Consider the following 11,319-nt stretch of genomic DNA (forward strand, 5'->3'; position numbering starts at 1 on the left):
TTGCTATTTCTTACACGTCATTTTCTCATGACACTTATTGACTACAACTCACTCCCCAACCCAAGCTCCTTCAATATTCCCAATCTCAAACCACTCGCCGTCTACCATAAACCGACTATTGTTCTGATCGAGGCGGTCCAACACACCAATCACCTCAAGTGCTTCATAGGGATGATACATCCGAAGCTTGATCTGCATTCTGTGCTTAAGAGATAACTCAAGTGCTTGCGATACACCATTTTGTTGCTGCTCCTGCAATTTAATTTGCTGCCGGCGAATGTGGTTGTGACGATGCTCCTTCATTGCTTCGGTGTGCTCAGGCTGCAGCATTGTGCCGCCATCCCACATCAGGTTGCTTTCTGGAGTTAGTTTGTTCACTTTCACGCTCGTTCCCACCTTTACATTATCGATGGTTCCATTATATACAGAACAAACGTTCTTATTCTAGTCTTGACTTTTCATGAAACGGACATACTCTTTTAATGCTGGTTTAAGCTTCGGTTTTTATAATGAAAACATCAACCCCACAGTTGATCTATAGAACTAGGACAGACCCACAGCGATGTGGGTCCTTTTTTTGTCTAAACCGTATTTTACCTAAAAAATCCATTCCGTCCCGCTTAGTTTTCCTTCCTTTCAGCTTACTAAAGTTCCTCAAAGCCTAACCAGAATCTAATGAAGTCTTTTCAGATAGATTAATCTTTATAAGTTATCACTCTTAAATGTACTCACCTATTTCCTCGAGACGAGCATTTTTGGCAGCAAAAGGACAGCGAAAGCCGATTACGCTTGTAGCGCACACCTGTTCCGCTTGGTATAATGAAGTTCTACTGTTATCTATTATAGGAACGAGCCTCTTTTATAATTAGAAGGATTGGCCGTTAATTTTTAGGAGGACCTCATGTCTGAATATACGCCGATGATTCAACAATATCTTGCCATAAAAGAAGAAGCGAAGGACGCTTTTTTATTTTTTCGATTAGGTGATTTTTATGAAATGTTTTTTGAAGATGCAATAAATGCTTCCCGTGAACTTGAAATTACGCTGACGGCTCGAGGGGGCGGTGGCGATGAAAAAATTCCTATGTGCGGCGTTCCCCATCATTCTGCGGAAAACTATATAAGCAGACTTGTTGAAAAGGGCTACAAGGTAGCCATTTGCGAGCAGGTAGAGGACCCATCAGCTACCAAAAGCATTGTGCGCCGCGAGATCGTGCGAATTATTACACCAGGTACGGTCATGGAATCCAAGTCGCTGGAAGGCAAGTCGAACAATTTCATTACAGCCGCTGTCCGTTCAGGCAGCATGTTAGGCATTTCAGCATGCGATTTATCCACTGGCGAGCTGTATGTCACATCGTTTCCTGATCATTTGGAAGCGTTGATCGATGAAATCAACGTCTATCAGCCTGCGGAGATCGTTGGTGATACCGAGTTGTTGGACAAGCTGCAGGCAACAGCCGTATGGAACAGACAAGTACTCCTGACTGCTCGCGAGCCAATGGCAGCAGACAAGCTTACTGAACACTACGGCGCAGAGGAATTGGCGCAGCTTTCAGAGGCTCGTCTACGCGCTGTCAGTATTTTGACAGGCTATTTGGATGAGACGCAGAAGCGTTCGCTTGGACATGTACGGACAATAAGTACATATGAACCGAATCAGTTTATGATTTTGGATCATTATACGAGAAGAAACTTGGAATTGACGGAGACGGTTCGCGATAGAAGCAAGAAGGGTTCGCTCTTATGGCTCCTAGATCGTACACAAACTTCTATGGGGGCGCGTATGCTTCGCCGCTGGATCGATAAGCCACTGCTGAGCAGCAAGGCAGTAGAATCTCGATTGGATGCTGTGGAGACACTTTATCGCGATCTTATTTTACGAGATGATATTCGGGCTGAGCTGCAGCCTATATATGATTTGGAACGATTAGTAGGTAGAGTAGCATTTGGCAGCGCAAATGGCCGTGACCTTCAGGCACTGCGCAGCTCACTGCAGCGTATACCAAGCTTGTCGACGCTTTGTGAGCAGTCTGGGTCGGATGTACTTAAGAAAGTCGTAGACGGAGTAGATGATTGCTCGGACTTAGCAGATCTAATCGAGAGAGTGCTGGTTGATGAGCCGCCAGTTACCATTCGCGAAGGCGGACTCATTCGTGCTGGCCATGATGCCTACTTGGATACTCTTCGAGAAGCGAGCACGAACGGGAAGAAGTGGCTTACGGAGCTAGAACGCAAAGAGCGTGAAGCAACCGGCATTAAATCACTGAAAATCGGCTACAACAAGGTGTTTGGCTATTATTTGGAGGTGTCAAAAGGAAGTATCGCGATGCTTCCGGAAGGCCGATATGAGCGCAAGCAAACGCTGGCGAACGCTGAGCGTTATGTCACGCCTGAGCTGAAGGAGAAGGAACGTCTTATCCTAGAAGCGGAAGACAAAATGGTTGATTTGGAATATGCGCAATTCATTGAGCTGCGTGACCATCTTGCATTGCATTTAAGTAGGCTACAGCAAGCGGCAGCAGTCATTGCGGAGCTTGACGCTTATCAATCATTGGCAACGGTTAGTGCCGAGCGCAGATTCTCACGGCCTCGCGTAAATGAAAGCTTTGATTTGCATATTGAAGACGGAAAACATCCGGTTGTTGAAGCAATGATGGATGGAACTCCATTTATTGCTAATGGCACCTCACTCAGCAAGGACGAAGAGTGGATGCTTCTTATTACAGGGCCGAACATGGCTGGGAAAAGCACCTATATGCGTCAAGTCGCGTTAATCTGCATTATGGCTCAAATCGGATGTTTCGTACCGGCAAAATCAGCTGTCGTTCCGCTTATCGATCGAATTTTCACCCGAATTGGAGCTGCTGATGATCTAATTGGCGGTCAGAGCACCTTTATGGTGGAAATGAAAGATATTCAGATTATGACGGAAAAAGCGACCGCGAACAGTCTTGTTATCATTGATGAGCTGGGACGCGGGACATCGACTGGTGAAGGTATGGCTATAGCGCAAGCAGTCATTGAATATGTACATCATCATATTGGCTGCAAGGCTTTAGTATCCACCCACTTTCATGAGCTGGCACATTTAGAAGGATCATTGCCGGCACTTACAAACGCGCGTATGGCGGTCGAGGAGAGCGGCGACAATGTTACATTTTTACGCAAGCTGATTCCTGGTGCAGCGGATACGAGTTATGGTATTTATTGCGCTCAGCTAGCAGGTTTGCCGCAGTCGATTATTGGACGAGCATATGAGCTTCTTGAAGATGCTGAGCCATACTCAGTCCAGCCGTCAAGTACAGTGGATAAAAGAAAGCCTAACCTTGAAAATATTTCGTCATCTAGTTTGAATACACCAGCTTTTATAGAATCGAATGCAACACCTACTTCGTTGCCTAACTCATCCAATAATCCTGCTCCTGAAAATATAGCAAAGGAAACTGCAGGGAATTACGGTATCGTACAGCTTTCCATCTTTGACGAGCCTGCTGCTGCAAAGGAATTGGAGCCTGTTAAGAGGAAAGCGAGTCCGAAGGCGGAACAACTCGCGGAGCAGCTTCGCAAGCTTGACTTGTTTAATTTGACTCCGATGCAAGCGATGCAATGGCTGAATGATATGAAAGGCAAGCTGAACGAATAGTAGAAGCGAGAGGGGGAGTCGTAACGTATGGGAAAAATAAAGGTTTTAGATGAACAGCTCGCCAACCAAATTGCGGCAGGCGAAGTAGTAGAACGACCGGCTGCTGTTGTGAAGGAGCTTGTAGAAAATGCTGTCGATGCAGGCAGCACGACAGTAGATATAACGATTGAAGAAGGCGGCTTGACGCTTATTCGAGTCGTCGATAACGGCTTCGGGATTGAAGCATCCGATATCGTTACGGCGTTTCAGCGCCACGCGACGAGCAAGATTTCTACGAGCAGTGATCTTTTCAAAATAGCTAGTCTAGGCTTTCGTGGCGAGGCGCTTCCGAGTATCGCGGCAGTTTCTAGGTTGACCTGTATTTCTTCGGACACAACAACCGGTCTTGCAAGGCGGATCGTCATTGAGGGCGGTGCGATTACGACAGATGAACCAGCTAATTCGCCGCAAGGAACCGATATTACCGTTCGTGATCTATTCTATAATACGCCTGCTCGTCTTAAATATATGAAAGCTATTCAAACAGAGCTAGGCCATATATCCGACTATATTTACCGAATCGCGCTAGCGCACCCCGGTGTCGCTTTTACTTTTAAGCACAATGGAAATGTTTTGCTGCGGACACTTGGCACTGGAGACAGGCTCCAAGTAATTGCTGCTGTATATGGCTCGAGTACAGCAAAAGCGATGCTGCCCGTAGAAGCGGAAAATGCGGATTACGAGCTTCGCGGCTATGTATCGAAGCCAGAGCTTACGCGTGCGAACCGCAATGGAATAACAGCTATCGTTAACGGACGGTACATTCGCAGTCATGCCATTAATCAAGCATTGCTTCAAGCTTTTCATACGCTGCTGCCGATCAATCGCTTTCCGCTAGCTGTTCTAGAAATAGGTATGCATCCCAGCCTGCTTGATGTTAACGTCCACCCCTCTAAGATGGAGGTGCGATTCAGTAAGGAACCAGAGCTTCGTGCATTAGTAGAAGAGGCTGTCAAAAGCGTTCTGGGTCGTCAGCGCCATATACCAGGTCCTGAATCAAGCACGAGACAGGATCGCTCGAAGCCGCTGTTTGTGCAGGACGCAATATCCTTTCATCGCCTCGAACCGCAGTCGGAATCGTTTAAACCATTCGTGCCGAATCGAACAACTGGTTCAGCACCATCAAGCATGCCTCAAACTTCGCGAGAGTATATCCCTCGTGATGCGACGGAAAGACTGTATGCAACGCCTGTGGCTTCAAATGAACAGAACGTAACAGTGCGCGAGCAGGCTGCAGCTTGGGAGCAAGCTTCTACAGTGACAGACTTGTCATTTGCTTCATTGGCATCAACAGGCTCTGAATCATCTACAACAGCATCATCTGACTTGCCATTTGCTTCAACTGCATCAACAGACTCTTCATCAGCTTCAACTGATAAAGCTGAGCTACAGGATAGCCAAGCAGTAACGCAGCAAGCGAACTCCGATGAGCCGGCATTTCCAGAGCTTCACTGGATCGGACAGCATCATGGCACCTACATCGTGGCGCAAGCCGAGGATGGACTGTATCTTATTGATCAACATGCGGCACATGAAAGAATTAATTACGAATATTATTTTCGTAAATTTGGCAATCCAGAAGATGCGAGTCAACAGCTTTTAGTACCGTTTACGATGGAATTTACATCAGGAGAAGCGGAGCAGCTCCGAGGTTTGATGCCACTATTTGCACAAGCTGGAGTTGAGATTGAACCGTTTGGCGCACAAACCTTTCTTGTTCGTTCGTATCCAGAATGGATGCCTGCGGGAGATGAACAGGCCATACTTGAAGAAATGGCCGAGCTGATTATTTCAGAGCGCAAGTCCATTGACATCGCGAAGCTGCGCGAGAAAGCGGCCATCATGTGCTCTTGCAAAGCGTCAATCAAAGCAAATGACCGGATGAATCGTGAAGAGGGCGATTCATTGCTAGCAAGACTTTCGAGATGTGAACAGCCGTATACTTGCCCTCACGGCCGACCTATTATCGTCCATCTTTCTACCTATCAGCTGGAAAAAATGTTTAAGCGGGTGATGTCGTGATTGTGACAACTACAGCTAAGCCATCCCGTAACGCGATGGATCAAGCAGCGCGGTTAGCGGTGGAGCTCTCGGCTAAATTAGTTGCACGAGGAAACTTGACGGTCCGTAAGCTTATAACGCTCAGCACGGATGAGCGATTAATGGTAGTCACTGAGCAAGAGGTTCGCTATTATGATGAACAATCGGAAACACCGTTATATTTCCATCCAAGCATGGCCTTCGTACGTGTAAAACGACTGCGTAAAGGTGAATCAGACCCGCTCATACAGTTATCCGACTGCCGAGAAGGGGATAGTGTCTTGGACTGTACGGCTGGTCTTGCTTCTGATTCTCTTGTATTTGCATATGCAGCAGGCGAGAGTGGCAGTGTTGTAGCAGTGGAAAGTGAGCCTGTCCTTTGCGCACTTGTTCGTGAAGGGTTGGCAAGCTACGATACAGGCTTGGAAGATGTAAATGCCGCAATGCGGCGTATCGTTATGCGCAACGTTAATCATCTGGACTATTTGAAGACATTGTCAGATAGCAGTGTCGACATCGTGTATTTCGACCCAATGTTTCGCAGGCCTATTAATGAATCGAGCTCGATGGAGCCGCTTCGATCCATTGCAAATATGAACGCATTGACGCCCGAGGTCATCGAGCAGGCAGTGAGGGTTGCGCGTAAAACAGTAGTACTTAAGGAGCATCAAGCAAGCGAAGAGTTTGGCAGGCTCGGCTTCGAGCGACGGCATGTAAATACGTCCAAAATTGCATATGGAGTGATAGAGATTTGAATGAATTTATAGATAAAGAACAGCTAGAAACAGAACCTGCTGCTGTACGCAAACAGCCTCTTCTTGTGCTGATTGGACCGACTGCGGTAGGCAAAACTAGAATGAGCCTTGATCTTGCAAAAGCATGGAACGCTGAGATAATATCAGGTGACTCGATGCAGGTCTATCGCGGTATGGATATCGGTACAGCCAAAATCAGCCATGAAGAGCAAGAAGGAATTCCTCATCATCTTATTGATATTTGTGATCCTGATGAGTCCTTCTCAGCAGCAGATTTTCAAGCAGAGGCGATCCGTACAATTGAGCAAATTGCTGAACGCGGTAAGCTGCCTTTCATCGTAGGTGGAACCGGTCTATATGTCGAATCGGTCTGTTATCAATATCAATTTGCGTCTAACGGCTCAGATGAAGCTTTCCGGCAGGAGCAGGAACAGTTCGCCTTGGAAAATGGGCCAGAAGCTCTGCACCTCAAGCTAGCGGAAACTGATCCTCAGGCTGCAGAGCGGCTGCACCCTAACGACCTTCGCCGCGTTATCCGCGCTTTAGAGGTTTATCATATGACGGGACAGACTTTTACGGAGCAGCAGGAAGGTCAAAAGAAAGAGTCTCCTTACGAGCTTTGCATAATCGGTTTGACTATGGACCGTGTAAAGTTGTATCGTAGAATAGAGCAGCGGATAGATTTAATGATGGAGCAGGGCTTGGTGGACGAGGTTAGACAATTGCTGGAGCGGGATCTGCCTCCGCAGGCAGTTGCGATGCAAGGACTTGGTTACAAGGAGATAGCGGATTATTTGCAAGGAAACTGTTCTTTGGAAGCTGCCGTAGAACGACTGAAGCGAGATACTCGAAGATTCGCAAAGCGGCAATTATCATGGTTTAGACATATGAAAGATATTCATTGGATCGACATGGATGAAAATTTTCACAACAATTTACTGCTGATTCATGATACAATAGCAGGAAAGTTTCAAGTCAATCTTGAATATACTTCTAATCAATCTTTTTAAGACGGGGGTAACGTCCAATGAACAAATCAATTAATATTCAAGATACGTTTCTTAACCAGCTGCGTAAAGACAGCATACCTGTTACGGTTTTTTTGATGAACGGATTTCAAATTCGGGGCGTTATTAAAGCTTTTGACAATTACACAATCATTATTGACAGTGAAGGCCGTCAACAGATGGTCTATAAACACGCGATTTCTACGTATACTCCGCAGCGCAATGTGTCGCTTATGCACCATGAGCTTAGCGGATCAGATGCTTAGGTGAATACGTGAATACTGGTAAGTGAAACTTTCTCTTACCGTGCTACGTTTAACTAGATAGCGGCAGGCAAGAACAACCCGCTCCATGCCGGGTTGTTCTTTTCATTTCATGGCAAAAATAGAGTATACGGATACTGGAACAACAGGAGGGGAGTCGGCTATGGCTGAACGACCAAGTAATAAGACTGCAACGAAAACAAAAACGAAGACAAAAAAGAAAAAAAGGATATCAGGACGCAAGTGGTTTTATGGTATATTTTTTACCGCGGTTATCGCAATTGTGTGTGGAATAATCGGTTACCTTTTTATTATATTGAATGGTGAGCGATTGCTGGAGGAACACGGGGGTAAGCTGGATCTAGGAGAAACGTCGATCATTTATGATGCGAACGAAGTAGAAATCTCGAGACTCTATAATTTGCATGATAATCGTGAACTCGCGGAATTTAAAGATATCCCAAAATCGATGCTGGATGCGATTGTAGCAACAGAAGATCAGCGTTTTTACGAGCATTCAGGAATTGATTTCTTCTCTATTGGACGAGCTATTGTGAAGGATGTTATCGCGCGAAGCGCGGTTGAGGGCGGAAGTACGATTACACAGCAGTTAGCCAAAAACGTGTTTCTAACTGCCGATAAGACATTCTTCCGAAAGGCAACTGAAGCTTCAATTGCTGTCGCGCTTGAGCATCAGATGTCTAAGGAAGAAATTTTAGCAACGTATCTAAACCGTATTTACTTTGGTAAAGGTGTATATGGTGTGAAGAATGCTGCTAAATTCTATTTTGATAAAGAGCTTGTAGATTTGGAGTTGTGGCAAAGCGCAACGCTAGCAGGCATGCCGAAGGCGCCGAATCGCTATAATCCGATCAAAAACCCGGAGGATTCGATGAGTCGCCGTGCAGTCGTACTTAAACTAATGTACGATCAAGGAAAAATTACAGCAGCTGAAATGGAAGAAGCCAAGGCTGTTGTGTACGAGTTGCCTACTAAACACGAACAAAATAAAACAGATCTCTATCCGGCATTTGTTGATTATGTAATTGAAGAGGCAATTGAGGTGACGGGTAAATCTGAGGAAGAATTGCGGATTGGCGGATATAAAATTTATACGACGCTCAATCAGGATGCTCAGAAGGCAGTCGATACCGAGTTTAATAATGATAATAACTTTGAAGAAAGCAAAGACCCGAAGCGTCAGGTAGAGGGTGCGATGATTATTATGGATCACCGTGACGGTGCGATACAAGCAATGTCTGGCGGTCGTGATTATGTTAAGAAAGGCATTAGCCATAATCGTGTAGAGGTAAAACGTCAGCCTGGTTCAGCGATCAAGCCGATTATGTCTTATGGTCCTGCACTTGAAACGGGTAAGTACTACCCATGGACAGTGCTCGCAAATGACAAGAAATGCTTCTCTAATTACTGTCCTACGGATAGATGGGGAGCCCAATCCGTTACGATGAATCAAGCTTTGAAGGATTCACGCAACCTTGCAGCTGTATGGATGCTGAATGAAGTAGGCTTGAAGAAAAGCTTTGAGTTTGCAACTAAGCTTGGCATTGAGCTAGAGCCGGGAGACCGTAACTTGTCAATTGCTCTAGGCGGATTTACAGAGGGAACTACACCATTACAATTAGCCACTGCTTACAGCGTGTTTGCGAATGGCGGTAAATCAGTTGATCCTCATACAATCGTTAAGATTGTGGGCAAGGAGAAGACTTGGGATTATAAAGCTCCAGTGTCCAAGCAGCTTATGTCTGCCGAAACGGCTTGGTATATGACTGAGATGATGCAAGATGTAGTAAATGGTGGAACAGGTAGGAAGGCGGCTATTAATCGTCCTATTGCCGGGAAAACGGGTACGACTCAGTTCGGAAAAATGAGTAATAAAAATTCGGGTATTAAAGACGCTTGGTTCGTAGGTTACTCACCGGAATGGACGGCTGCAGTATGGATGGGCTACGATATTACAGATGATAAACATTTTCTGAAAACTGGCGGTTCTCAATCAGCTGCGCTGTTCGGGAAGGTCATGAAATCAGCTTTGAAAAATGAGCCAAAGTCCAGCTTCGTGAAACCGCAAGGTATCAAAGAGAATATACCGCCGGCAGCTATAACAAACTTTAAGGCCGTATTTGTTCCGGAAGAAATGAAGGTCCAGCTATCATGGGATCTGTTTAAGGGAAGCGATATTACGTATGCGGTATATCGTAAAGAAGCCTCGGAAAGTGATTTCTCACTATTTGTAGATGGACTTACTGAAACAAGTACAGTTGATATGAGTGCATTCCCAGGAATGTCCTACTCCTATTATGTGGTTGCGTATGATGGAACGAATAAGGTGGAAAGCAGTCAATCTCAACCGAGTACTATACAAATTCCGGAGACTGAGATAACCGAACCGGATATCCCAATGGAACCAATTCCAACTGATCCAGTTGAACCAACTCCTCCGATAGAGGGGGACGGTGATCAAGGAACGACGGAGCCTGGGGACGGCACCGACATTCCAGAAGCGACACCTACTCCTGATCCAGGAAATGGAAGTGCGCAACCTAGTGAAATACCTAGTACAGGCGGTGGCATGGAGAATAATTCAACGGGAAATTCCGGTGAAGGAAACTTGTAGAACAGGTGGTTGAGTAATGAACATGCAAAGGAATACGCGGTTTCGTTTTTTTATCGCTCTTGTATCCATTGCCATTCTTTTGGCTGGCTGTGGATCAAAGAGCGATATACGGACAACAGCTGATGATGGCGAGGCAGCGCCTGTAAAGACAATGAACTGGGACAAGATGCCTGAAATGGGCATCGATCTTAATAAGTCGTACACAGCGGAGTTCCATACGAATAAAGGCGATTTTTCAGTAAAGCTATTTTCTGATGAAGCGCCAGTAACGGTAAATAATTTCGTTTTCCTAGCTCGGGAAGGCTTTTATGATGGGTTGACATTCCACAGCATCATTGAATCGTATATGATTCTTGGCGGTGATCCAAAAGGAAATGGAACAGGAACACCTGGATATGTCATTCCTGATGAGCTTGATGCAGATATGAAATATGAAGAGGGAATTGTGGCGATGGCTAATGCGAGCAAGCCTAACTCCGGGGGCAGTCAGTTTTTCATTTGCACGGGTCCAGATGCCGTTAATTTAAATCGTGAACCGAATTATTCGATCTTCGGCAAGGTGGAGAACGGTATGGATATCGTACAAGCGATCGCTAAAACACCGATCAAGAACAATTCGCCGACTGAGAAAATAATTATCGAATCAATCGTCATTGAAGAAGCGTAATGCTAACGCCGTCCCATTTGGGCAATGTCATTAAGTTAAGTTCAAAGACAAGACCGGGAATAAAAATGGAATCCGAAACGGCACGGGAAAAAGCCCTGTGCCGTTTGTTTTTTTGTGCAAGCAAGGAAAAAAGCGTACAGCAAACAAAGCGGATGGAATATCCGCTTAAAAAATGTTCTTATGAACCGAATTATGCTACTCTGTAGACGAAGCTAACAGCTGATTTATAGCGAATTTTGCGCGTATTCTGCTGCCCTGGTCGAATGG

At 45.6% G+C, this 11,319-nt stretch carries 8 protein-coding genes; 7 read left to right on the forward strand and 1 reads right to left on the reverse strand.

Translation table 11 applies throughout. The features are described 5' to 3' along the window. Positions 1-48: 48 nt before the first annotated feature. The gene (locus tag AC1DWN_RS03865) at positions 49-384 is read right to left on the reverse strand and encodes a YolD-like family protein (RefSeq protein WP_477557621.1); all 336 of its coding nucleotides are present in this window, start codon (positions 382-384) and stop codon (positions 49-51) included. Positions 385-901: 517 nt separating this feature from the next. Between AC1DWN_RS03865 and mutS the strand changes: the two genes are divergently transcribed. The 7 genes from mutS (at position 902) to AC1DWN_RS03900 (ending at position 11,052) form a co-directional block, all read left to right on the forward strand. Further along, a complete protein-coding gene (mutS, locus tag AC1DWN_RS03870) occupies positions 902-3,646 on the forward strand; it encodes a DNA mismatch repair protein MutS (protein WP_477557622.1) in 2,745 nt (914 codons plus the stop codon). Between the two features lie 27 nt (positions 3,647-3,673). Continuing rightward, positions 3,674-5,707, forward strand: a complete 2,034-nt coding sequence (mutL, locus tag AC1DWN_RS03875; RefSeq protein ID WP_477557623.1) for a DNA mismatch repair endonuclease MutL — start codon at positions 3,674-3,676, stop codon at positions 5,705-5,707. Next, the gene (locus AC1DWN_RS03880) at positions 5,704-6,480 is read left to right on the forward strand and encodes a class I SAM-dependent methyltransferase (RefSeq protein ID WP_477557624.1); all 777 of its coding nucleotides are present in this window, start codon (positions 5,704-5,706) and stop codon (positions 6,478-6,480) included. The genes mutL and AC1DWN_RS03880 overlap by 4 nt, the downstream gene beginning before the upstream one ends. Then, entirely contained in the window at positions 6,477-7,490 is a 1,014-nt protein-coding gene (miaA, locus tag AC1DWN_RS03885; RefSeq protein WP_477557625.1) for a tRNA (adenosine(37)-N6)-dimethylallyltransferase MiaA, read from the forward strand. Before AC1DWN_RS03880 ends, miaA begins: the two co-directional genes overlap by 4 nt. 17 nt (positions 7,491-7,507) lie before the next feature. Next, positions 7,508-7,753 (forward strand): RNA chaperone Hfq, encoded by a 246-nt coding sequence (gene hfq, locus AC1DWN_RS03890; protein WP_477557626.1) that lies wholly within the window; start codon positions 7,508-7,510, stop codon positions 7,751-7,753. Positions 7,754-7,913: 160 nt separating this feature from the next. After that, positions 7,914-10,385 carry a transglycosylase domain-containing protein gene (locus tag AC1DWN_RS03895; protein ID WP_477557627.1) on the forward strand — a complete coding sequence of 824 codons (2,472 nt, stop codon included), beginning with the start codon at positions 7,914-7,916 and terminating at the stop codon, positions 10,383-10,385. A gap of 16 nt (positions 10,386-10,401) precedes the next feature. Next, the gene (locus tag AC1DWN_RS03900) at positions 10,402-11,052 is read left to right on the forward strand and encodes a peptidylprolyl isomerase (RefSeq protein ID WP_477557628.1); all 651 of its coding nucleotides are present in this window, start codon (positions 10,402-10,404) and stop codon (positions 11,050-11,052) included. Positions 11,053-11,319 lie beyond the last annotated feature (267 nt).

This window comes from Paenibacillus sp. P4_A7 (genome assembly GCF_056402455.1).

What these genes read in the sequence shown, in the direction of transcription:
- mutS (WP_477557622.1), top strand. Translation starts at nt 902, where the DNA reads ATGTCTGAATATACGCCGATGATTCAACAATATCTTGCCATAAAAGAA.
- mutL (WP_477557623.1), top strand. Translation starts at nt 3,674, where the DNA reads ATGGGAAAAATAAAGGTTTTAGATGAACAGCTCGCCAACCAAATTGCG.
- hfq (WP_477557626.1), top strand. Translation starts at nt 7,508, where the DNA reads ATGAACAAATCAATTAATATTCAAGATACGTTTCTTAACCAGCTGCGT.
- AC1DWN_RS03895 (WP_477557627.1), top strand. Translation starts at nt 7,914, where the DNA reads ATGGCTGAACGACCAAGTAATAAGACTGCAACGAAAACAAAAACGAAG.
- AC1DWN_RS03900 (WP_477557628.1), top strand. Translation starts at nt 10,402, where the DNA reads ATGAACATGCAAAGGAATACGCGGTTTCGTTTTTTTATCGCTCTTGTA.